At 70.9% G+C, this 22,794-nt stretch carries 17 protein-coding genes and 1 tRNA gene; 6 read left to right on the top strand and 12 right to left on the bottom strand.

Features of this window, described 5'->3' with window-relative positions:
• The 3 genes from IG86_RS0102425 to IG86_RS45275 are packed head-to-tail and all read left to right on the top strand — an operon-like array spanning position 1 to position 2,245.
• The gene (locus IG86_RS0102425) at positions 1-1,023 is read left to right on the top strand and encodes a glycosyltransferase family protein (RefSeq protein WP_030894295.1); all 1,023 of its coding nucleotides are present in this window, start codon (positions 1-3) and stop codon (positions 1,021-1,023) included.
• Positions 1,017-2,012: a hypothetical protein gene (locus IG86_RS0102420; protein WP_030894294.1), complete on the top strand. Its 996-nt coding sequence runs from the start codon at positions 1,017-1,019 to the stop codon at positions 2,010-2,012. Before IG86_RS0102425 ends, IG86_RS0102420 begins: the two co-directional genes overlap by 7 nt.
• On the top strand, positions 1,967-2,245 hold the full coding sequence (locus IG86_RS45275; protein WP_338116713.1) for an NUDIX domain-containing protein: 279 nt from the start codon (positions 1,967-1,969) through the stop codon (positions 2,243-2,245). The genes IG86_RS0102420 and IG86_RS45275 overlap by 46 nt, the downstream gene beginning before the upstream one ends.
• Here IG86_RS45275 and IG86_RS38280 read toward each other — a convergent pair.
• Positions 2,163-3,032: a nucleotidyltransferase domain-containing protein gene (locus IG86_RS38280; protein WP_030894292.1), complete on the bottom strand. Its 870-nt coding sequence runs from the start codon at positions 3,030-3,032 to the stop codon at positions 2,163-2,165. The two genes, IG86_RS45275 and IG86_RS38280, sit on opposite strands and share 83 nt — an antisense overlap.
• A 7-nt stretch (positions 3,033-3,039) precedes the next feature.
• Positions 3,040-3,582, bottom strand: coding sequence for an SLATT domain-containing protein (locus tag IG86_RS0102410; RefSeq protein ID WP_030894290.1), 543 nt, complete (start codon positions 3,580-3,582; stop codon positions 3,040-3,042).
• A 280-nt stretch (positions 3,583-3,862) separates the two neighbouring features.
• On the opposite strand from IG86_RS0102410, the gene IG86_RS0102405 reads away from it, so the two are divergent.
• Positions 3,863-4,387 (top strand): hypothetical protein, encoded by a 525-nt coding sequence (locus IG86_RS0102405; RefSeq protein ID WP_030894288.1) that lies wholly within the window; start codon positions 3,863-3,865, stop codon positions 4,385-4,387.
• Positions 4,388-4,452: 65 nt separating this feature from the next.
• Here the strand turns inward: IG86_RS0102405 and IG86_RS0102400 are convergent, their stop codons facing one another.
• From IG86_RS0102400 to IG86_RS0102380, 5 genes are all read right to left on the bottom strand, one after another.
• The gene (locus IG86_RS0102400; protein ID WP_030894285.1) at positions 4,453-6,171 is read right to left on the bottom strand and encodes a relaxase/mobilization nuclease domain-containing protein; all 1,719 of its coding nucleotides are present in this window, start codon (positions 6,169-6,171) and stop codon (positions 4,453-4,455) included.
• On the bottom strand, positions 6,168-6,728 hold the full coding sequence (locus IG86_RS0102395) for a MobC family plasmid mobilization relaxosome protein (protein ID WP_030894283.1): 561 nt from the start codon (positions 6,726-6,728) through the stop codon (positions 6,168-6,170). The genes IG86_RS0102400 and IG86_RS0102395 overlap by 4 nt, the downstream gene beginning before the upstream one ends.
• 468 nt (positions 6,729-7,196) lie before the next feature.
• Positions 7,197-8,108 carry a DUF2637 domain-containing protein gene (locus IG86_RS39655; RefSeq protein WP_051784916.1) on the bottom strand — a complete coding sequence of 304 codons (912 nt, stop codon included), beginning with the start codon at positions 8,106-8,108 and terminating at the stop codon, positions 7,197-7,199.
• 399 nt (positions 8,109-8,507) lie between these two features.
• Positions 8,508-9,785, bottom strand: a complete 1,278-nt coding sequence (locus IG86_RS0102385) for a DUF3631 domain-containing protein (RefSeq protein ID WP_051784915.1) — start codon at positions 9,783-9,785, stop codon at positions 8,508-8,510.
• A 230-nt stretch (positions 9,786-10,015) separates the two neighbouring features.
• Complete coding sequence (locus tag IG86_RS0102380; protein ID WP_234348785.1) at positions 10,016-10,231, bottom strand: hypothetical protein; 216 nt, start codon at positions 10,229-10,231, stop codon at positions 10,016-10,018.
• A 109-nt stretch (positions 10,232-10,340) separates the two neighbouring features.
• Here IG86_RS0102380 and IG86_RS0102375 point away from each other — a divergent pair, with 109 nt between their 5' ends.
• Both IG86_RS0102375 and IG86_RS0102370 read left to right on the top strand, forming a co-directional pair.
• Positions 10,341-11,018, top strand: a complete 678-nt coding sequence (locus IG86_RS0102375) for a helix-turn-helix domain-containing protein (RefSeq protein WP_030894274.1) — start codon at positions 10,341-10,343, stop codon at positions 11,016-11,018.
• On the top strand, positions 11,015-12,625 hold the full coding sequence (locus IG86_RS0102370; protein WP_030894271.1) for a tyrosine-type recombinase/integrase: 1,611 nt from the start codon (positions 11,015-11,017) through the stop codon (positions 12,623-12,625). Before IG86_RS0102375 ends, IG86_RS0102370 begins: the two co-directional genes overlap by 4 nt.
• Before the next feature lie 124 nt (positions 12,626-12,749).
• Here the strand turns inward: IG86_RS0102370 and IG86_RS0102365 are convergent.
• The 5 genes from IG86_RS0102365 to topA form a co-directional block, all read right to left on the bottom strand.
• A tRNA-Thr gene (locus IG86_RS0102365) sits at positions 12,750-12,823 on the bottom strand.
• A 184-nt stretch (positions 12,824-13,007) separates the two neighbouring features.
• Positions 13,008-14,579: an alpha/beta hydrolase gene (locus IG86_RS0102360; protein ID WP_030894268.1), complete on the bottom strand. Its 1,572-nt coding sequence runs from the start codon at positions 14,577-14,579 to the stop codon at positions 13,008-13,010.
• Positions 14,580-14,752: 173 nt separating this feature from the next.
• On the bottom strand, positions 14,753-15,964 hold the full coding sequence (locus tag IG86_RS0102355; protein ID WP_030817513.1) for a DNA polymerase III subunit delta': 1,212 nt from the start codon (positions 15,962-15,964) through the stop codon (positions 14,753-14,755).
• A 71-nt stretch (positions 15,965-16,035) separates the two neighbouring features.
• Positions 16,036-19,326 carry a dTMP kinase gene (gene tmk, locus IG86_RS0102350; protein WP_030894265.1) on the bottom strand — a complete coding sequence of 1,097 codons (3,291 nt, stop codon included), beginning with the start codon at positions 19,324-19,326 and terminating at the stop codon, positions 16,036-16,038.
• Between the two features lie 195 nt (positions 19,327-19,521).
• Positions 19,522-22,353 carry a type I DNA topoisomerase gene (gene topA / locus IG86_RS0102345; protein WP_030894263.1) on the bottom strand — a complete coding sequence of 944 codons (2,832 nt, stop codon included), beginning with the start codon at positions 22,351-22,353 and terminating at the stop codon, positions 19,522-19,524.
• Between the last annotated feature and the right edge of the window lie 441 nt (positions 22,354-22,794).

The following is a 22,794-nucleotide window of genomic DNA, read 5'->3' as shown; positions in this document are numbered from 1 at the left end:
GTGCTCGTCGGCGTCTGCGACTTCCCTGGTAGCTACGCCTTTCCACCCGCCGGGTACGGCGGGATCGAACGATGGCTGTGGGCGGTCGCCGTAGGCGCCCGGGCCGCAGGCGCCGACGTACACCTCCTGGGGCCGGGCTGGCTCACGGACCTGGAGAACGACTGGGTCCGTAAGCCGGTCCGTCTGGAGGACATCACCGCCGGATCGCTCGCCGAGCGCGAGCTCCGCGACGCCGGGTACGACCTCCTGGTCGTGGGGCACGAGTACCCCTCGCTGCCTGCCTGGACCCGCACTTGGAATGCTCTGGACTGCGACGTCGCCACGTTCCAGCACTCGCCGGTCTTCCAGCACACCGCCACCGCCTTCGACGGCAAGCGGTCGCGCCTCTACTGCTACTCGCCCGAGATGGTCGAACGGTACGCCGACCACCAGCCGATCTCCGAGCTGGCCGTCCACCTCGGCCTCAACGAGGAGGAGCCGCCGGCCGTCGCGGGACAGGATCTGGTCTGGCTCGGCCGCATCGACGCCGAGAAGGCGCCACACCTGGCCGTACGCGCTGCCCAGATCCTGGGCCGGAAGATCCGCGTCGTCGGCCCGGTCTTCGATCACGACTACGTACAGAGCCACGGCCGCCTCTTCGGAGCAGACCACGTCGAGTGGGTCGGCGAACTCGGCGGCCCTGCCAAGACGGCCGCTCTCCGCGACGCCTCCGTCTTCGTCTACACCTACGCCCGCACCTACGTGGAAGCCGGCGCTGCCGTCTTCGGCGAGTCCCTCCGAGCCGGCACCCCCATGGCCGCCCTCACCTGGCGCACTGGAACCTGCGCCGAAGCCGCCCTTTGCGACCAGACCGGTGCCATCAGCGTGGCCAACCCCGAAGAGGACGACGAGGCGACGGCCCACCTGCTGGCCCGCGCCATCGGGCAGGCTGAGGACCTCGACCACGGTCAGGTCCAAGAGATCGGCCTGCGCCGCTTCGACCCCGCGCGGCACTTCTCGGCGATGGCAGCCCGATCGTGCTGACTGCAGCAAAGAGTGCGGCCGGAGATGCGCTGGCCGCACGGATCCCTGCCGTGCTCCGCGCGGCGTTAGGCCCCCACTGGGAGTTCACGGTCGACGGCCCCCGCATCGAAATCCAGCACCCGCACCGCGGCAGCCCATACCGTCCCCCGCGCCGGCCTCCTTCGTGGAAGGAACTCCTCCGCAGTCTGGAGACCGCCTTCGCCAACGTCGGCGCTCCACGCGACGACTGTCTCCCGCTCCGCTGGGGCCGCGATACAGAGCTCACCATCTCGGCTGTCCAGGCTCTCGACCCGCTCCTCAAAGACGGCAGACCCCAGACGTACCGCCGCGGGTTCCTCCCCCAGCCTGTCGTTCGCTTCACTGGCGAACGCGACACCTCAGGCAACCTGTGTGACGGCTTCCTGACTTCATTCGTCAACGTCTCCCGCGTCCAGCCCATAGAACGACTCGACGAGTACGGGGCCATTCTCGACGGCTGGCTCTCAGTCCTCTCCCAACTCCGTTTCCACGCCCGCCACCTGAGCATCTACGGGACTGTCGCCCCCTGGCGCCGGCGTGAGGTCGCAGGCATCACGCTGCACTTCCGCCACCTCGACCTCGGCCTTGGCGACATCGTCCTATTGTGGAATGCCGATGACCCGACCCGCATGGCCGTAGATCTCGGAACCGGACTGGAACGCCTCGCCTGGGCACGTACCCAGCAGACCTGGCAGGAGTTGATCTATGGGCGCTTCGCCGGTGCAGCACCACCAACCACGCTGGATGCCATCCGTACCGCCACCCTCCTCCTTGGCAACGGCATCTACCCCGCACCCCATGGGGCTGGGGGCATCGCCCGGCGGGTCATAGGCACGATCGACTCGGGAGCGGTATGCCTTGGTACCAGTTCCGTGGTTCGTGAGGCTTACGACTACTGGTCGCTCTTCAGCGTCTTACGTGCCCCGTGGCCCCAGATCGCTCGCGCCATCGAAGAAGAGGTGTGCAGGTAAGGGCGGCCACTCAGCGGCCCATCGCTGCGGCCGTCGTGGTGCATGACGGCCGCGTGCGCTTCGGGCAGCGCCAGGTCAGCGGGGGAAAGCCTTCCTGGGCATTGCCGGCCGGAGAGGTTAGGTCCGACGAAGCCCACGAAGAGGCTGCCGTCAGGACTTGGGGAACTGGTGGCCGAACACAAGGTCCAGGTAGTCGAGGGCCTGCCGTGTGTTCCAAGCCTGCTCAGCAGTGACGGCCTTCCTGGCGCGAGTCGCGGCAGTGTGGAGGTTGGACAACGCGGTCGTCTTTGTTGCCGCGCTGGAGCACGCGGAGAACCGGCTTGCCTTCCCCATGGGGTCGTTCATGTCTGCCAGAGCGATCTGGTCGAGCCACTCCAGATAGCCGCAGAGGTGCAGGGCGGCACTGAAGGACGCCTGAGCCGCCATGTACTGGGCGGCGCGCATCTCCAGGTAGAAGGAGGAGATCGGCACCTGGTTGTAGTACTTCCACGCCTTAGCGAGCCGGGCCAACTTCTTCGCTCCCCCGAGGATGCCAGCCTGCTGGTTGACCCCGTTGACGTAGTCCAGGTGCGCCGTCGGGGCCGAGCTCATCCACCCGCTTGCCGGTCCGGGGATGTCGTAGACCGGCGTCTCGCCTTGAGGTGAGGCACGGAACCCGGGGAGGATCTCCCACTGCTCTGCTCCGCCAGCGAACCTGACGACGACGGTAGGCCGGCGGATCTCGACGATGGTCATCGGGAAGCTGGCCTTCAGGGCTTCCTTCACCCATCGCAGAGCGGTGTCAGAAGTGGGCTTGCTGCCGGTCATGCTGACTAGCAGGTCGACGTCGCAGTGGTTACGGATGCCTGTGCCGTGGCCGAACGAGCCGGTCTCGCGGAAGCGGTGCACGCCGAAACTGGCGGAGCCCTTAAGCGAGGTTTCGACGCTGAGCCGATGCCGGGCTTTGGCGTCCCGCTCGCTCGGGAGGGGCGTAAGCCGTTCCAGGAAGATGTCGAAGGCCTGGAAAACCGTGAGTGCCATCCCTGCTCTACCGCCCCGTCGTCGTGGTCGTCTCGTCGACGGCGTAGGTCTGCCCGCCGCCGTCGAGGTTGCGCTGGGCCCGCTTGTAGGCCCGCTTGTTCGGGGGCTCAGCGGTCTTGTTCTGCTCATCCCTCCGAGCCGTGAGCTCGGCCAAGGCCTGACGTGCCTCATCGATGGAGGAGTAATCCAGGTCGATCTCCCTGGCCTGACGGGCTGCGGTCTGGATCTCCAAGTAGGCGTTGCCCGCTGCCGCGGCCTGGTTCATCCGGTGCGAGGCATTGATGGTGGTGAGGATGGCGCCGCAACCAGACGCGACGAGCGCCAGGATGCCGGCCGGAACCCGCCCGGCGGTAGAGACGAGCGCGGCTGCACCAGAGATACCTGCCAGCACGCTTGCTGGCAGGCCAAGGCCGAGGTTGATGCCGCGCCACTGCTTGGTCAGCTCGAACTGCATCTGCCCGCTGTACTTCGCGCTCTCTTCGAGCCGCTTCAGTTCGGCCTCTATCGCACTCCGACGCGTGGCCTCAGATGGACCAGCAGCTTCTGTCATGCCGACAAAGGTAAGGGCAGCCGGTGACAGGGGACCCCACGGTTTTCACGGTCCGGCGGGCGTCGTGCGGGCCCATGGTCCACCGCCGCAAACAGTTGATGCATCCAAGGCGCCCACGTACGCATTGACGAACAGGTCCACTAGCCGTGAGTAGCTGGAACTCTAACGGAAGTAGGAACGACAGTAACCGGCACTAACTGGTAGACGCGTAGCAGTCGGTGTGTCAGAGTCAGACACGTCGCCAGGCGAGAGCGCTGGCAGACAGACCAGGGGAGGGATCATGACGCAGGAAACCCAGCCGCAGTTCGTCTCGGTGCCCGTGCCGATCCAGTACGTCACGCAGGTGTACGCCTACCTTGCGGAACTGACCGGAGCCACGGCCGGTACTCCACGTGTCTCCATGGTTCCGTCGGTTGATTCCGCAACGAGCTCGGCGGCGGACTCACCGGACAGCGACACGCTCCCGGTCGTCGAGTGGACCGTAGAAGATTTCCGCAGGCTAGCCATCGAACCGTTGGGCTCGGTTCAGACAGTCGTCCGCGTCCTCGACTTCCTGGCAAAGCAGCCCGACACACGCGTGAGCTACACCTCGATCGCCAACCACCTAGGCATGGAGAAGAAGAGCCTGCAGGGCAACCTCTCGGCATTCACTCGCGCCGTACGCAAGCACTACAAGCGCCGCAACTGGCCGATGACGTGGGTGGAAGCGCTCACGAGCGAGCCGGGGCTCAAGTCGGAGTTCTTCTACACGATGAACGCATCCGTTGCCGAGCGTTGGACGAGGGCTCGCGCCACCCGGGGCTGACCTGGATGAAGAGGCGGGGGGAGTGAGATCAACTCGCTCCCCCCGCTCTCTTGTTTTCACCGTCGCTAGCGACGAGACCGACCGGACTGACTCGCAGGGGGCACAGGTGCCGTGGCTGGCGGCGTGTTCCCGGCCTGCTGACCGGGGAGTGCCATGCCGTTGGCAGTAGTGCGGCGGCGGGCGGCTTCGGCGCGGGGGTTGGGGCTGGGGTTGCGGCCGGTGTGCTGGAGGCGGGTGATCAGGACGCGGGCGGGTTGGCGGGCTGTGGCGAGTTCGCGCTGGGCTGCGGCCTCCTGTAGGAGCTGGTGGGGTTGGTGGCCTCGGGCTTCGGCGTCGGCCAGGAGGGCGGCGAGGGCGGGCCAGCTGGGGTCGGTGAGGATCCGGTCGGCCTGGTCGGGGACGGCGGCGCGTACGTCGCTGGCGAGGGTCCGGCGGGCTTCCTCCCTCGGCTGACGCTGCTCGAGTACGACGAGCGTCGGTGTGAGGGCCCGGTCGGCGGCTGCCTGCAGGTGGTGGAGGGCTTGGCGGGCGGCGTCGGCCTGATGGGCGTGGCCCTTGGCCTCGTGCCAGCGGCCGGCGATGATCCCGGCCCACAGGAGGGCTGCGATGAGGGCGGCGAGGGCGCTGCCGTCGGGGCCGGTGGCGGTGTGGACAATGTCGCGGGCCGCGTTGCGGATGGCGTGGGCGGCGCGGTCTTCCGCCCGGATCTGGGAGCGCTGGGCGCGCGTGAACGCCTTGGATGCGGACTGGAGTTCAGCGCGGAGCTGGGTGGGGGCCTTCTGGGCAGCGGCTTCGAGGAGTTCGCCGAGAGCGGTGATGTGCGCCTGGGCGTGGGTGTCGTCGGCGAGGTCGGTGCGGAAGGAGTCGAGGGCTTCGGTGGCCTGGTGCCAGGGGGTGGCGGGCTGGTTGCGGCGGGCGGTGGGGTGTTCCTCGGGCTGGCCGGCTTCGAGGCGGTCCCGGAGTTTGGGGAGGGTGAGGTCGGGGGCGATCTTCCCGCCTGGGTGGAAGACCTGTTCGCCGTCCTTGTTGAGGTCGCCGGGGCGGCCCGCGGCGTAGCCGAGGAGGTCTCCGGAGGGGCCGCGCCGGGCCTTGACCGCGATCCCGTCGGCTTCCAGGTAGGCGAGTAGTTCCTCGGCCGTGCGGGCGTGGGGGATGGCGGCGCGGATGCGGTCCTGGAGCCACTCGCGGCTCGTCTGTTCCCAGCCGAGGCGCTGAGCCTTGTGCATCTCGGCCTGGCTGGGGGCGCGGGTCCCGGTGCGGTCGCCCTTCTTCAAGCGGCGCAGGCCGTAGTCCTTCTCGATCTGCCGGCAAGCGTCGCCCACGCGGATGCCGCTGTCGTGGAGCTTGGGTCGGCGGCCGTCCTCTCGCACGGTTGTGGCGAGGATGTGGATGTGGTCGTCGGCATGCCGTACGGCGATCCAGCGGCAGGCCAGGTCGTCGCCTTCGGGGGCGATGCCGGCCGCGGCGACGATGCGCTGGGCGATCTCGCCCCACTCGGCGTCGGAGAGGTGGCGGTCCTCGGGGGCTGCTCGGACGGGGCAGTGCCAGACGTGGTCGGTGATCTTCTTGCCGAACTCGCTATTGCGGAGGCGTACGGGTGCGTCGAGGTAGCGGGCGAGCTGGGTGAGGGTGGCGTTCTCGTCGCGGCCGGGGTCGGGCATGGCGAGCATGGCGAAGCCGGCCACGACGTGCGGGTCGGTGTGCTCGTCGTGGCGGCCGGGGCCGTAGAGGTAGGCGAGCAGTCCGCGGGTGTTGGCGCCGGAGGGCTTGATGGCAGCGATCACGGCTGTCGGACCTCCCTCGGATTGGCGGGCTCGCGCAAGGTCTCGGCGATCAGGACGAGGAGGTCGTGGAGCTCGTCGAGGTGCTGGCGTATGTCGGGCGGGGTGAGATCGCTGTTCAGGGCGCGAGCGATCTGGTTGATGTTGACGCCGATGCGGTTGCACTGGCGCAGGACCTGGGCGCGGAAGACGTGCGTGCGGCGGCGATCCTCGGACAGGGGCAGGTTGGCGGTGAACCGCCCGTTGATGAAGGCGAGGACGATGTCGGCGGCGAAGCCGGATTCGCCCTTGTAGCCGTGCTCGGCGGCGGCCTCTTGGAGGCGGGGGCGTTCGTCGTCGGTGAAGCGCAGCGGGCCGACCCGGTCACCGCGCTTGTTGCCGGTGAAGCGGCGGATCGTGGGCTGGACACTCTTCACCGTCGGCTCGCCGGCGGCGGGCGCGGCGCTGCGTTCGGCGTGGAGGATCTCGCGCTGGACGGCGTGGAGCGTGTCCTGGTCGGGGCCGCCCTCGGACCCGACCTCACGGTCCGGCGCCCCCTGGCGCTGGGCCGTCTCCGCCACCCCCGGGGCGGAGACCCCCGAAGACCGACCTTGAGTCGGACACGGGGTACTACTGGCTCCGCCAGGGGCCGTCATCCCGAACACGGTCCGCCAATGGGCCTTCTGCCCAGGCTGCTTCGAGTTCAGCGAGGGCGTGGAATCGGGGTCGTTCGGGTCGAGCGTCACAGGGTGCTTCTCCGATGCGGAGGGTGGGCTGACAGTGCGGGACAAACGGGGTCGGAGGGCGGGCGCCCATGGTGTTGGCACGAGTTGCGGCGCACGGCAGCCAGAGCTGACCGGATGGCCGGCGGTCCCCGAAGTGCAGCGGATGGCTGCCACTGTGAGGGGAACGTGGAGCACAGCTCGCGGGCTGGGGACCGGGCCGGGGCGAGGGGACGGGGATCGCGTGGTGATCGACGGGGATCGTGGCCGTCAGCCAGCCCCAGTCCCCGTCCGGCCTTACCGGCGTTGACCTGCGGTGAATATCGGTCAGTATCCGGGCATGGTTCCGGTCAGAGCTTGCTGCTTGCGGAGATCCGCAAGCTCCCTCTTGACCTTCCCCAGGCGCTCGTTGCTGATCGAGTGGCCCTCGCCCTCGATGGCCGTCCTCATCTGCTTCAGCGTCGGCTCCCCTCCCAGCCTCTCCACAATCGCGAGGAAGTCGTCCAGGTCACCGGTTGTCGGTCGCCCGACCTTCCGGGACGGGGCCGCGGGTGCGGCAGCCTCGCGGGGGTCATCGTCCGGCTCCGCGGCAGTCTCGGCTGCGGTGGCCCCTGGCCCCTCTGGCTCGCCCCCCATGGGTTCGGGTCGACCGTCGAAGGCGCTCCCCTCGGCCTCCGGGAGTAGGACGGGGACCGCCGTTGGGCGATTGCGGTCATCCGTGCTGCGTGGGGTGGCGGGTGAGGCGACGTGCTCATGAATCTGGCGCATGAGGACGCCGAAGGCCAGGAGAGCAGCGGCTGGGGGTACAGCCGCGACCACGTAGTCCAGCAGCGGCACCGTGGTGGCGCCCCGGGTGCCGCTGACACCCGCGACGTTGAGGGCGATGGAGCCGAGGGAACCGGTGGTGGTGAGGGCGATCGCCCACCAGTCGGTGACGCGGCGCAATCCTGCGCGGAGCATCAGGAGCTCGCCGGCGACGATGAACGCGTCCAGGGTCGCGGGCCAGGCCCATTGGCGGACAGGGGAGGCGGCCAGACCGTGGCGTCCGGCGACCTCGGCGAGGTGCGCGTACGAGAGCCAGAACGCTCCGGCGGTAAGGGCCACGATGACGGCCCCGGCCGCTGCGAGCGTGTACCGCTCAGCGGTTTGCGCGGCCGTTACTTCGTTCCCGCCTCCGGGCGGTGCGCCGTCACACCTGGGCTCGTGCTTTGTGGTGGTGGGTGTGGCAAGGGTGGCCATGGGTGTGGGGATGCTCCTACGTGGCTTCGGGGGTGCGTGAGGCGTCTTAAACGTCTTGGCCGTTGAAATCGCAGGTCAGGGCCGGTACGGGGGCGTGCCGGCCTTTCGTCTTGGCGGGCCCTGCGGGCGTCTTGGGCGTCAAGCGAGGGCGGGGCCTCCCCGCCGATTTCGGGTACCGGTGCTCTCGCCCGGAGGACGGCGACCTGCTGTCTGCCGTCTCGGGCGGCAGCCCTGTGACCTGGGGTGATACGGGCCAAGACGTTGGGGACGGGGCAAGACGGATGCGGGTGCCGTCCTGGGTGGGATGTCTTGGGCCCGGTTGCCGTCTTGGCCGCATGCCTGTTGACCTGCGATGTCACGGCAGGGACGGCAAGGACGGCAACCGTGGCGGCTCGGGTGTCAGCTCTCGCTGGGCGGACCGGTGGGGCCGACGGGGTGGACAGTGGGGCAGTAGCGCCGCCAGGGGTCGAGGAACTTGTGGCGCATGTAGCCCTTGCGCTGGGTGCCGTCGGCGAGCCGGACGTTGCCGGAGACGATGCCGAACCCGCGCAGCATCGCGCCGAGGTCACGAGGCTTCAGCCCGCCTCGCCCCCACTCCGCCCACGGGTCCTCCGGGTCCTGGCACAGGTGGTGCAGGAGTTCCTCGGTGGTGAGGCTGTCGACCTCGCGCTGGGCTGCGAAGACGCGGCGGATGTCGGCGAGGATCCGCGCTCCGCCGGGGTGCTCCTCCTCGGCCTCGGTTTCGGCGGCGACCATCCGGGCGCACGCGGTGCGTGCGAGGGCGGGCCACTGGCCACCGGCGAGGTCGGCCACGGCGATCAGCGGCTGCCAGGTGTCGGCGGCCCGGTCTCGGACCGGCATGGGCGGCACCAGATCCATTGCCTCCGTGTGCCGAGGGAGAAGCCACGCCTTGAGGCGGTCACGCAGATCGTGGAGCTTGGCGACGTCTCGCGGGACGCGGAACTCCTCAACGCTCTCGTCGCCCCCGCGACGGCGCATGCGCAGGACGATGGACCGGTCCATGACCGTGTCGGGCAGGTTCCCGATGCCGGCGAGAGCGGCCATCGCGAAGGTGGGGAACTGGACCACTTCATGGTTGGGCCCGGACACCCGCAGGGTGGGACGGTTGCGCTGGTGGCCCGCGTTGAGGAGGCCGCGCATCTCCTCGTTCTTTTCCGCCACTTTCACTGAGCCGAAGATCGTGTCGACCTCGTCCACGAGCAGCGTAGGCGGGACGTCGGTGATCGACCGGAAGATCGCGGCGGCGGAGGCGTTCACCGTGATCAGCGGGTTGTGGACGACTTCGGTGATGACGTCCAGCAGCCGCGACTTGCCGCACCGCCTTGCGGGGCCCAGCACCGCCAAGCGCGGGGCGTGCTGCCATGCGGTCTGCAGGTGAGTGGCGGCCACCCACAGCGTCACCGCCGAGAGTGCTTCATCGCTCGGCAGCACGACATAGCGGCTGATCTCCGCGCGCAGGTCACACAGGACCTGCGCGCCCTCAGTAAGAGGGGCGTCCTCCTTGGCGGGCGCGACCTCTGCCACAGGGCTCTCGGGTGCTTCGGCACCCACAGGCTGTGGATCCTGGAGGTGGGCGCCCGGCTGGCCGGGGATCGCGGTCAGCGGCCAGGTGGCCGTATCGGATGGGGATTCGGTGTCAGGTATCGCAGCTTCCAAGGGGCAGCTCCTTCTCCGGTGGCTGCGGCCGTGCAGGCCTCCGGGGTTGACCGTGTGGTCGCGGATGGGGATGTTGCGGGTGCCTCCGGCGTCGGCTTGCCAGGGGCCCGCTCGTCTCTCGTGGGCACTTGGCCACGCGGGGCGACGACGAACAGTACGTACGACCCCGGGCACAGTCCAGCGTTTCTGTGTCAGCTCAGCGCAGAAGGGTCTGCTACCTTCTCTCGCCCTCAAGCAGCCAGACCCAGCAGATTCAACAGGTCGGCGGTCACCACGCGGTACGCCTTGCCCAGCCTCAGGACCTTGCACGGGTACTCGCCCCGCTTGGCCAACTCGTAGCCCTTACTCCGCCCGAGACCCAGGGCCCGGTTGCCGGTATCCAGGTCAATGGCCACCGGGAGGGCCAGCAACTCCTCTCGCCTCATGCCATTCGACTGGCCGGCCATCGGTTCATCGCGCACGCAGCGCTCCTCTCGTCACAGCCCTCGGCGAACACGGCAACCGCTTCCGACTCCGGGCCTACGAGAACAACGCTAAGGAAGTTAATGTGTCTCCATGACACAACGCCGTTTGGATGATGGAGACCCTGACGACTTCCCGGAATGGGTCGACCGGATCAAGAACAACGTCGCCGGCGAGGTCCGCCGACGACGGAAGGAGATGGGGTGGAGCGCCCAACGGCTGGCAGACCGATGTGAAGAACTAGGGCACCCGATTCCGCGCAACGTGATCGCGAACCTGGAGTCCGGCCGAAGGGCCAACCTGCCTCTGGTGGACGTCATGGTCTTGGCCGCGGCCCTGTACACGTCCCCGATCTGCCTGATCTTCCCCGTCGGCTACGTCGAGGAGACCCAGGAACTCCCCTTCCAGTACCTCGTCCCGACCTGGGACGCCATGCGGAAGTTCACCGCTGAAGAGTCCAGCGGCGACAACGACGCCGGACTCATCCCCGAGTTCAACCGGCACGCCAGCCTGGTCCGCATCATCGAGGCCGCCCTCTACGAGGCAGAACGGACCGGGTTCGCGGCCAAAACGGCGACCACCCCCGCCCAGCGCGAGGAGGCCGAACGCAAGAGGGACCACTACGCCAGACAGGCCGAGGACGCCAAGCAGGAGCTCTACGGCCTCCGATGGGAAATCCGCGACGAAGGCGCCACCCCGCCAAACCTGCCATCAGCACTCGCCGACATCGACCCACCCGATACCGGTACCGACGAAGAGGACGACATTTGAAGGGCTCCACCTACCGCCGCTGCTCCTGCCGCGACCCCAAGACCGGCAAGGAACTCGGCACTTCCTGCCCCAAGCGCAACAGCAGGAACCACTGCACGTACTCCATACGTCAGGAGCTGCCATTCCGCGAGGACGGCAGCAGGCGTTCGTTCGCCCGTGGTGGGTACACCAACGTCAAGGCGGCGCAGGCCGACCTCGACCATGTGCGCGCTCTCCTCGGGCTCGCCAAGGCCGATGACCCCGAAGGCATCCAGCTCGTCGCCGAGATGCTGGCGGAGGTCAGCGGCGAGAAGCTGCCCCTGCCGGACGTAGAGGAGACACGGCGGCGACTCAAGGCCGGCCAGGACCTCGTCGGCAGCCTGACCGTCGCCGAGTGGCTGGACCGGTGGCTGGCGGGCAAGCGAATCCGGAAGTCGGGCATCAGCCGGTACGAGACCGACATCCGCGTGCACCTCAAGCCGCACATCGGGCACCGGCGCCTTGACCGGCTGCGGGTCAGCCACCTGAGCGAGATGTTCACGGCCATCGCCGACGGCAACGCAGAGGTCCTGGAGCAGAACGCCCAGCGACGTGCTGCCGTAGAGGAGTTGGCGACGATCTCGTGGAAGGGCGGCGAGAACCGTGCTCGCCGGAAGGCGCTGAAGGCGGCGCTCGACGCGATGCCGGCCTTCCGCCGGGTGACCGGCCCCGCCACGCGCCAGCACGTGAAGGCCACGCTCCGCGCGTCCCTGAACGATGCGATCGGGCAGCAGATCATCACGTTCAACCCGGCGGCCCACGTCGAGATCGATCCGGTGCGCAAGCCGAAGGCTCTGGTATGGACGGACGAGCGAGTCGCCAAGTGGGAGCAGACCGGCGAGAAGCCCTCCCCGGTGATGGTCTGGACGCCGGAACAGACAGGCGCTTTCCTCGACTTCGTCGCAGGCGATCGGCTGTACGCCATGTGGCACCTCATCGCCTTCCGCGGCCTGCGGCGCGGGGAGGCGTGCGGGCAGCCCTGGTCGGAGACCAATCTCGACCGCCACTCCCTCACCGTGACGGGGCAGCTCGTCCAGGACGGCTGGGGGGTCGAGGCGTCCGAGCCGAAGACGGACAGCGGCTTCCGCGTCGTCGCGCTCGACGACGACACCGTCGGCGTCCTGGAGCGGCACCGCAAGCAGCAGGAAGCCGACCGCGCGGAGTGGGGGGCGGCCTGGGTGAACACCGGGCTCGTCTTCACCCAGGAGGACGGCTCCTGGCTCCACCCGGGCAAGGTCACCGACCTCTTCGAGCGGCTCGTCGCGGCCTCCGGGCTGCCGCCGATCCGGCTGCACGATCTCCGTCACGGCGCGGCGACGCTCATGTTGGCGGCCGACATCGACATCAAGATCGTGTCGGACACGCTCGGCCACAGCGACACCCGGATCACGCGCGACATCTACCAGAGCGTGCTCCCCCACGTCGGCAAGAGAGCCGCCGAGGCCACGGCCAAGCTGGTCCCCCTCCAACGCAAGGCGGAGCAGGAGGAGCAGGCCCGCAAGGCCGCCAAGAAGGCCAGGCACGCCGAGAAGGCGAAGGCCAAGGGGAAGAGGAAGGGCAAGGCCAAGAAGGCCGCTAAGAAGGGCTAACGGCCCCTCCGCTCACGCATCGCTCACGCACGGGGTTTCGGGCCCCAGCCTCCGCATGCGCCGACCGGCCCCGGAAATAGCAAAACCCCCAGGTCACGGCGAGTGAGTCCTGGGGGTTCTACAGAGCCGCCTTCGGGATTCGAACCCGAGACCTACGCATTACGAGTGCGTTGCTCTGGCCAACTGAGCTAAGGCGGCACCGCTGGGGAGACAAGTATTCCCTCGGAAGGGATCGCTCATCAGCAGCGGCGCCAAGTCTACAGGGTCTCGGCGGGTGCCCCGAACCAGGTTTCGTGAGGGTGAGGCGCAGGTCACGGACCCGGCCGGATCCCGCACGCACTGCGCCCGTCTCCGCGGGAGGTTCAGCCGGCCCGTCGGCGGGTCAGCACTTCTTGCCGTTCTGGGGAGGCTTGCCCTCCAGTAGGTAGCGGTTGATCGCGGTGTCGATGCAGTCGCTGCCGCGTCCGTACGCCGTGTGGCCGTCGCCGTCGTAGGTCAGCAGGGTGCCCGAGGCGAGCTGGTCGGCCAGCGCCTGTGCCCACTTGTACGGGGTCGCCGGGTCGCGGGTGGTGCCCACCACCACGATCGGCGCGGCGCCCTTCGCGGTGAGCGGACCCGCCTGGCCCGTGGGCTTCACCGGCCAGTAAGCGCAGTTCAACGCGGCCCAGGCCAGGCCCGCGCCGAAGACCGGGGAGGCCTTGCGGAAGGACGGGAGCGCCGCGTCGACCGCGTCCGGGCCGTCGAAGGCGGCGGGCTGGTCGAGGCAGTTGACGGCGGCGTTCGCGAACATCAGGTTGGCGTACTTGCCGTCCGCCCCGCGCTCGTAATAGCTGTCGGCCAGGCCCAGCAGGCCCGCCCCGTCGCCGTTCATCGCCGAGGTCAGCGCCTCGCGCAGCTGGGGCCAGGCGTTCTCGTCGTAGAGCGCCGCGATCACCCCGGTCGTCGCGAGGGCCTCGCCCAGCGGGCGGCTCTCGTCGCCGCTGGGCACGGGCTGGGCGTCGAGCTTGCGGAAGAAGTCCTTCAGGCGGGCGGCCACCTGCTCCGGGCTGCCCTTGCCCAGCGGGCAGTCGGGCTGCTTCGCGCAGTCCTTGGCGAAGGAGGTGAAGGCCGTCTCGAAGCCCGCGGTCTGGTCCCGGTTGAGATCGAGCGCGGCGCGGGTGGGGTCCATGGCGCCGTCCAGGACCAGCCGGCCGACCCGGTCCGGGAAGAGGTTCGCGTACGTCGCCCCCAGGAGGGTGCCGTAGGAGGCGCCGACGTAGTTGAGCTTCTTGTCACCGAGCACGGCGCGCAGCAGGTCCATGTCGCGGGCGGCGTCGACGGTGGAGACGTGCGGCAGGACCCGCTTCGAGCGGGCCTGGCAGCCGGCCGCGAACTCCTTGAAGGCCGCCACCAGGCTCGCCCGCTCGGCCGCGTCGTCCGGGGTCTGGTCCACCTGGGTGTACTTGTCCATCTCCGGGCCGGTCAGGCACTCGACGGGGCTGCTGCGCTGCACGCCGCGCGGGTCGAAGGAGACCATGTCGTACCGGGCCCGGACCGGGGCGGGGTATCCGATGCCCGCGTACGCCTGGAGGTAGCCGATCCCGGAGCCGCCGGGGCCGCCCGGGTTGACCACGAGCGAACCGAGCCGCTTGCCGGGGCCGGTCGCCACGCGGCGGGCCACCGCGATGTCCACGTCCTGTCCGGAGCCGGGGTCCGCGTAGTCCAGCGGGGCCTTCATCGTGGAGCACTGGAAGCCGGGGACACCGCAGTCGCGCCAGGTCAGCTTCTGCTCGTAGTACGGGCGCATCGCGGCGGCGTCGGGGGACGGCTGCACCGACGGAGTGCCGCCGGCCTCCCCTCGCGCCGACGCGGCGGCCTGGAGCGTCTCCGGCCCGCCAGAGGTGCATCCGGAGAGCAGCAGCCCGGCAGCTGCGATCACGGTCCCGGTGGTACGCAGCACGCGACTGGTGTCCATCCTCGGAGCCTACGTCCTGGCGGAGGACCCGGTCGGGCCCTCTGCTCCGGACGGATCCGGGCCTTCCGTGGCGCCCGCCGGGCGGCGCCCGGACCGGGCCCGCTCCGGCTCCGGCGGCCGGTTCCCTCGTAAGGGTGAGCCGGTCAACCGGGAGTGGACACGCCCGGCGGGGATCAGCCCGCGCGCAGCGACATGGTCATCGCCTCCACCGCGAGGAGCGGGGCGACGTTGCGGTCGAGGGCGTCCCGGCAGGCGATGATCGCCTCGATCCGGCGCAGGGTCCGCTCCGGACCGGAAGCCCTGGCGATGCGCTCCAGGTCCTGCCGTACGTCCTCGTTGGCGATGGCGAGGGCGGAGCCCAGCTGGAGGGCCAGGACGTCGCGGTAGAAGCCGGTCAGGTCCGTGAGGGCGAGGTCGAGGCTGTCGCGCTGGGTGCGGGTCCGGCGCCGCTTCTGCTTGTCCTCCAGCTCCTTCATCACGCCCGCCGTGCCGCGCGGCATCCGCCCGCCCGTCCCGGCGGCGGCGCCGAGGGCGGCCCTCAGCTCCTCGGTCTCCTTGGTGTCGACCTCCTCGGCCACCTGCTTGGCGTCCTCGCCGGCGGCGTCCACCAGCTCCTGGGCGGCCTTGAGACAGGCTCCGATGTCGTCCACCCGGAGCGGGAGCTTCAGGACCGTCGCCCTGCGCTCCCGGGCCGCCTCGTCCGTGGCGAGCCGACGGGCGCGGTCGACGTGCCCCTGCGTGGCCCGGGCGGCGGCCAGCGCCACCGCCGGCTCGACGCCGTCGCGCCGCACCAGCGTGTCGGCGACGGCCGCGACCGAGGGGGTGCTCAGGCTGAGGTGCCGGCAGCGGGAGCGGATGGTGGGCAGCACGTCCTCCAGGGAGGGCGAGCACAGCAGCCAGACCGTGCGCGGCGCGGGCTCCTCCACCGCCTTGAGGACCGCGTTGGCGGACTTCTCGTTCAGCCGCTCGGCGTCCTCGACCAGGATGATCTGCCAGCGGCCCGTGGCGGGGGACGTGTAGGACTTGCGGACGGTGTCCCGCATGTCGTCGACGAGGATCTGGCTGCCGACCGCGGCGATGCTGGAGACGTCCGCGTGCGTGCCGACCATCGTGGTGTGGCAGCCGTCGCAGAACCCGCAGCCCGGCTCACCGCCGAGGGCGCGGTCCGGGCTGGTGCACTGCAGGGCCGCCGCGAAGGCCCGGGCTGCGGTGACCCGCCCGGATCCCGGCGGTCCCGTGAAGAGCCAGGCGTGGGTCATCTTCGACGCGGCGGGCGGCGCGGTCCCGTCCGTGGCGGCCGTGACCTGCGCATCGGCATCGCGGGCGGCGGCGGCCAGCTGCGTCTGGATCCGCTCCTGGCCCACCAGGTCGTCCCACACGGACATCCCGCCCACCACCTCTCACTCTCCGTGCACCCATTGTCGCGGGCGCCACTGACAATCCCGTACGTCCGCCCTCAGCGGCGGCGGCGCGCTCCGCGTTCGCCCTCGTCGTCGTCCTCGTCGTCCCGGCGGCGGCCGAGCAGTTCGTCCGCCAGGGTCGGCAGGTCGTCGAGCGGGGTCTCCTCCGCCCAGTCCGGGCGGGGGCGGCGCGGCCGCCCGTCGTCGTCGACGACGGGGAGCTCCCGGGTCCGGTCGTTGCTCGCATCCCGGAAGATGCCCGACGGGACCCGGTCGGCCGGGTCCTCCTCGGGGCGGCGGGCCGTCGGCCGGGTGGCGGAATGGGCACGTCCGCCACTGCCGGAGCCGCCGGCCGAACCGGAGCCCCGCTGGTCGTCCGGGCGTACGGGCGGCAGCACCGCCGTCTCGTCGGCCGGACGCACCGGCGGCAGCACCGCCGTCTCGTCGGCCGGACGCACCGGCGGCAGCACCGCCGTCTCCGCCGCGTCGGGCGCCGCAGCCTGCGGGTCGACCTTCGGCACCGGCACGGTCTGGGTGACGTCGTCCGGCCGCACGACCCGCTTGACCGACGGGGTCTCGATCGTCACCGCGTCGTCCGGGTGCGGCTCCTTCGTCATGTCGATCCGGGGCGCGTCCGCCGCGGCGGAACCCCCCGCAGGACCGGACGCCGCCGGACCGGACGCCGGCGCCGCCTGAGCCGCCCGGGCCTCCTCTGCCGCAGCCGCCTGGGCCTCCGCCGCAGCGGCGGCAGCCGCCTTCGCCGCCGCCTCGGCCGCCGAGGCCTCCACCAGCCGGCGCGCCTCCTCGGCCTTCAGCAGGGCCTCCTCGGCCCGCCGCTGCTTCTCCAGCCGCCGTTCCTCGGCCTCGGCCCGCAGCCGGGCCTCCTCCTCGGCCTGCCTGCGCAGCCGCTCGGCCTCCGCCGCGCGCGCCTTCGCCTCGGCCTCCACGCGCAGCCGCTCGGCCTCGGCCCGCGCCCGGGCCTCCTCCTCCAGGCGAAGCCGCTCCTCCTCCGCCTTGCGGGCGGCCTCGGCCTCGGCCCTGATCCGCGCCTCCTCGGCCTCACGGGCCAGGCGCGCTTCCTCCTCGGCGCGCAGCCGCGCCTCCTCGGCCTTGCGCGCCGCCTCTTCCTCAGCCTTGCGCCGCGCCTCCTCCTCGGCGAGGCGCCGGGCCTCCGCCTGCGCGGCCACCTCCGCCTCGGAGAGCGGGAGCATCCGGTCCAGGCGGTGCCGTACGACGGTGGTCACCGAGTCCGGGTCCTGCCCGGCGTCGACCACCAGGTAGCGGCCGGGGTCGGCCGCGGCGAGGGTCAGGAAGCCGGCCCGCACCCTCTGGTGGAACTCCGCCGGCTCCGACTCCAGCCGGTCCGGCGCCTCCGTGAACCGCTCGCGCGCCGCCTCCGGCGACACGTCGAGCAGCACGGTCAGGTGCGGTACGAGCCCGTCGGTGGCCCAGCGGGAGATCCGGGCGATCTCCGTCGGGGAGAGGTCGCGGCCGGCGCCCTGGTAGGCCACCGAGGAGTCGATGTAGCGGTCGGAGATGACGACCGCGCCGCGCTCCAGGGCCGGGCGCACCACCGTGTCCACGTGTTCCGCGCGGTCGGCCGCGTAGAGCAGGGCCTCGGCACGGTTCGACAGTCCGGCCGAGGACACGTCGAGCAGGATCGAGCGGAGCCGCTTGCCGACCGGGGTGGCTCCCGGCTCACGGGTCACGACGACCTCGTGCCCCTTGCCCCGTATCCACTCGGCCAGTGCCTGGACCTGCGTGGACTTGCCGGCTCCGTCGCCGCCTTCCAGGGCGATGAAGAAACCGGTGGTGGCCGGGGCCTGTACGGGCTCCCCGCCGCGCAGCGCGTCGCGCAGGTCGCGGCGCAGCGGCACGCCGCTGCGGTCGTCGGCCTTGGTGAGCACGACCACGGCGACCGGCAGCAGCAGCGCGCCGACGAGCATCAGGGTGAAGGCGGCTCCGCCGTGCGAGAAGACGATCTCGGCGCCGGTCAGCCGGTGCGGGCCGATCACCGCGGCCAGGACCGGCGCGGCGACGGCGCCGACGGCCACGGCCACCCGTACGACGGCCTGGAGGTGCTCGGTGACCCGGGCCCGGCGGAACTCCTCGGTCTCCTGGTCCAGCAGCGTGTGGCCGGTGTTGGCGGCGACGCCCGCGGTGGTGCCGGCGAGCAGCGAGAGGAAGAGCACCGTCGCCGTGTCGGGGACGAGGCCGCTCAGCAGCAGCGCGAGGCCGGTCACCGCTATGGCGAGGGCCAGCAGCCGGCGCCGGGACAGGCCGGGCAGCACCTTGCCGGCCTGGGTGGCGCGGATGCCGGCGGCGGTGCCGCCGACCAGCGCCAGGACGAACAGTGCGAAGGCGGCCGGGCCCCCGCCCAGGTCGAAGGCGTGCAGGACGGCCACGGCGACGGCGCTGGACACCGCTCCGGCGACCGCGGCGCAGCTCAGGACCAGCAGGGGGACGACGCCGGTACGGCCCTTGTCGGGCCGGTCGCCCGCCTTGGGGGCGCGCAGGCCCTCCAGCGGGGAACGGGGCCGCGGGGTCGCCCCGGTGGGCAGCACCAGCGGCAGCAGCAGGGAGACCGACGCGGCGAACAGGCCGGCGGCGACGTACGAGCCGAGGGCGGCCTGGTTCGCGGCGAACCAGTCCACGCCGAGGCCGAGGGCCTTGCCGACCAGGGTCGCCGCGAGCAGCGCGGCCGCCGCGACGGGCAGCGCCGCGAAGGCCGTACGCAGGGTCAGCCGGCGCAGGGCGTCCATGTGGTCCGGGAGCGGCCTTACGGTGGCCCCCTCCGGCGGCGGCTCGGGCAGCAGGGCGGGCGCCGCGCTCTCCTTCGCCAGCGTCCACAGCCGTTCGGCGGCGCCGGACACGAAGACGGTGGCCAGCAGCGCGGTGAGCGCGTGGGCCGGGATCCAGTCGAGCCACAGCGGGGCGACGACGAAGAGCGCGAGGCGGACCCCGTCGGCGCCGATCATCGTCCAGCGGCGGTCCAGCTTGCCGCCGGCGCCGAGCAGTCCGGCCAGCGGGCCGAGCAGGACGGCGCCGAAGAACAGGGTGGCGAGGATCCGGACACCGAAGACGGCGGCGACGGCGAGGGCCGCACCGCGGTACCCACCGCCGAAGGCCCCTTCGGAGGCGGCTGCCTGAAGGGCCAGCAGAACCAGCACCAGCAGGGCGAGGGCATCGCCGATGCCGCTCACCAGCTGGGCGCTCCACAGCCGGCGCAGCCGGGGGGTGCGCAGCAGTGCGCGCACCGCACGCTCACGGGAATCCGCGGCTAGGGCTTCGTCGTAGGTGGGGTTCGCCGGGGCGGTCACGACCGCCGGCTGCTCGGCTCGCGTCATCCGCCCAGCCTATCCGCTGCGCTTGGCGGCTGCGGAAGCCTGTGGACAAGCCCGGGTGTGACCCCGGACCCACCTTCCGGGAAGCGGCCCGGCGCCGTTGCGGCACTCTGCCCCGAACCCCGTGCGTCAAACGCCGGAGCGGCCGGATCCGGACGCGCGGGAGCCCCGTGCCAGGGCACGGGGCTCCCGTGGTGACTACTCGTCCGCAGCCGGGGCCGCGGCCGTCTTCTTCGCCGCCGTCTTCTTCGCGACCGTCTTCTTGGCGGTCGTCGTCTTGGCGGTCGTCGTCTTCTTCGCGGCGGTCTTCTTCGCGGCCGCGGTCTTCGTCGCGGTCGCCTTCTTCGCCGGGGCCTTCTTGGCGGCGGTCTTCTTCGCCGTCTTCTTGGCCGGGCCCTTCGCCCGCTTCTCCGCGAGCAGCTCGTAGCCCCGCTCCGGTGTGATCGTCTCGACGTCGTCGTCCCGCCGCAGCGTCGCGTTCGTCTCGCCGTCCGTCACGTACGGCCCGAAGCGGCCGTCCTTGACCACCACCGGCTTCTCGCTGACCGGGTCCGTGCCCAGCTCCTTCAGCGGCGGCTTGGCCGCTGCCCGCCCGCGCTGCTTGGGCTGCGCGTAGATGGCGAGGGCCTCGTCCAGCGTGATCGTGAAGAGCTGGTCCTCGGTCTCCAGCGACCGCGAGTCCGTGCCCTTCTTCAGGTACGGGCCGTAGCGGCCGTTCTGCGCCGTGATCTCCACGCCCTCGGCGTCCGCGCCGACGACCCGCGGCAGCGACATCAGCTTCAGGGCGTCGTCGAGGGTGACCGTGTCCAGGCTCATCGACTTGAAGAGCGAGGCCGTCCGCGCCTTGACCGCGTTCTTGCCGGTCTTGGGCGTGCCCTCGGGCAGGATCTCCGTCACGTACGGCCCGTAGCGGCCGTCCTTGGCGACGATCTCGTTCCCGCTGACCGGGTCCTTGCCGAGCTGGAACTCGCCGCTCGGCTTCGCGAACAGCTCCTCCGCATAGGCGACCGTCAGCTCGTCCGGAGCCATGTCGTCGGGGACGTCGGCGCGCTGGTGGCCCTCGGCGTCCTTCTCGCCCCGCTCCACGTACGGGCCGTAGCGGCCGACGCGCAGCACGACGCCCTCGCCGACCGGGAAGGAGGAGATCTCCCGGGCGTCGATCGCGCCCAGGTCCGTGACCAGCTCCTTCAGACCGCCGAGGTGGTCGCCGTCGGCCGGTACGACCTCGGTGGCGTCCTCGGAGCCGAAGTAGAACCGCTTCAGCCACGGCACGGACTGGGCCTCGCCCCGCGCGATGCGGTCGAGGTCGTCCTCCATCTTCGCGGTGAAGTCGTAGTCGACGAGCCGGCCGAAGTGCTTCTCCAGCAGGTTGACCACGGCGAACGACAGGAAGGACGGCACGAGGGCCGTGCCCTTCTTGAAGACGTAGCCGCGGTCGAGGATCGTGCCGATGATCGACGCGTACGTCGACGGCCGGCCGATCTCCCGCTCTTCGAGCTCCTTGACCAGCGAGGCCTCGGTGTAGCGGGCCGGCGGCTTGGTCGAGTGGCCGTCCGCCGTGATCTCCTCGGCGGTGAGCGCGTCGCCCTGCGCGACCTGCGGCAGGCGCCGCTCGCGGTCGTCGAGCTCGGCGTTCGGGTCGTCCGCGCCCTCGACGTAGGCCTTCATGAAGCCGTGGAAGGTGATCGTCTTGCCGGACGCGCTGAACTCGGCGTCGCGGCCGTCGGACGCCCGGCCGCCGATCTTCACGGTGACGCTGTTGCCGACGGCGTCCTTCATCTGGGAGGCGACGGTGCGCTTCCAGATCAGCTCGTACAGGCGGAACTGGTCGCCGGTCAGACCCGTCTCGGCCGGGGTGCGGAAACGATCACCCGAAGGACGGATCGCCTCGTGCGCCTCCTGCGCGTTCTTGACCTTGCCGGCGTAGACGCGCGGCTTCTCCGGCAGGTAGTCGGCTCCGTAGAGCTGGGTGACCTGAGCCCGGGCGGCCGACACGGCGGTGTCGGACAGCGTGGTGGAGTCCGTACGCATGTAGGTGATGAAGCCGTTCTCGTACAGCTTCTGCGCCACCTGCATCGTCGCCTTCGCACCGAAGCCCAGCTTGCGCGAGGCCTCCTGCTGGAGCGTCGTCGTACGGAACGGGGCGTACGGGGAGCGGCGGTACGGCTTGGACTCGACGGACCGGACGGCGAACGAGGCACCTTCCAGCGCGGCGGCCAGCGCCCGGGCGCCCGCCTCGTCGAGGTGCAGCACCTCGCTCTTGAGCTGCCCGTTCGAACCGAAGTCACGGCCCTGCGCGACGCGCTTGCCGTCCACCATGTTCAGGCGGGCGACCAGTGAGGACGGGTCGGACGGGTCCCCGGCGCGGCCGGTGGAGAAGGTTCCGGTCAGGTCCCAGTACTCGGCGGAGCGGAAGGCGATGCGCTCGCGCTCCCGCTCGACGACGAGGCGGGTGGCCACCGACTGGACGCGGCCGGCCGACAGGCGCGGCATGACCTTCTTCCACAGGACCGGCGAGACCTCGTAGCCGTAGAGGCGGTCGAGGATGCGGCGGGTCTCCTGGGCGTCGACCATGCGCTGGTTGAGCTCGCGCGGGTTGGCGACGGCGTCGCGGATCGCGTCCTTGGTGATCTCGTGGAAGACCATCCGGTGGACGGGGACCTTGGGCTTGAGGACTTCCTGCAGGTGCCACGCGATGGCTTCGCCCTCGCGGTCCTCATCGGTGGCGAGGAAGAGTTCGTCGGACTCGGCCAGCAGCTCCTTGAGCTTCCTGACCTGGGCCTTCTTGTCGGCGTTGACGACGTAGATCGGCGCGAAGTCGTGCTCGACGTCCACGCCGAGGCGGCGGACCTCGCCGGTGTACTTGTCGGGAACCTCGGCCGCGCCGTTCGGGAGGTCGCGAATGTGCCCGACGCTCGCCTCGACGACGTATCCCGGGCCGAGGTAGCCCTTGATCGTCTTCGCCTTGGCTGGGGACTCGACGATGACGAGTCGGCGGCCGCCCTTTGCGGTCTCGCTAGTCGGGGACAACTTGGCTCTTCTCTCCGGTCGGCACTCGGTCGCGGTACGGCGACGCTGCGGAGTGTGACGGTACAACCCGCCCCCGTGTCAAACGGCACAAGCCCGCAACGGCCACTCGAACGGTAACCCGACAAGTGCCGTTTCTGCCGCCCGGATGCCGCGCCCGCCCCTTCCCGATCACCGGGCCGAGTGGCCGGGGGGCCGTCTGGCCCCCCGCCCGCGGTCCGTCCCGCAGCCCGTCCCGCACCGGCTTTCCGGGCCGGTGCCACGGCCGTCGGCGGACCCCCCGCGGCGGCGCCGGAGCCGTGCGGCGCCCCGGGCCCCGAAGGGTGTCGAAACCCTCACCGGAACCCTGCCGGAACCCCGCCGGAATCCCGCCGAAAAAGCGGAGTCGCCGCTTCGACCACGACGGGGCGCGCACCTCGCTCCACCGGCGCACGGTGGCCGGCG

This window comes from Streptomyces virginiae, assembly GCF_000720455.1.
GTDB classification, from domain to species: Bacteria; Actinomycetota; Actinomycetes; order Streptomycetales; family Streptomycetaceae; genus Streptomyces; species Streptomyces virginiae.
Note: the sequence above shows the minus strand (reverse complement) of the source record. Positions and strands in the feature narration are given on the sequence as shown.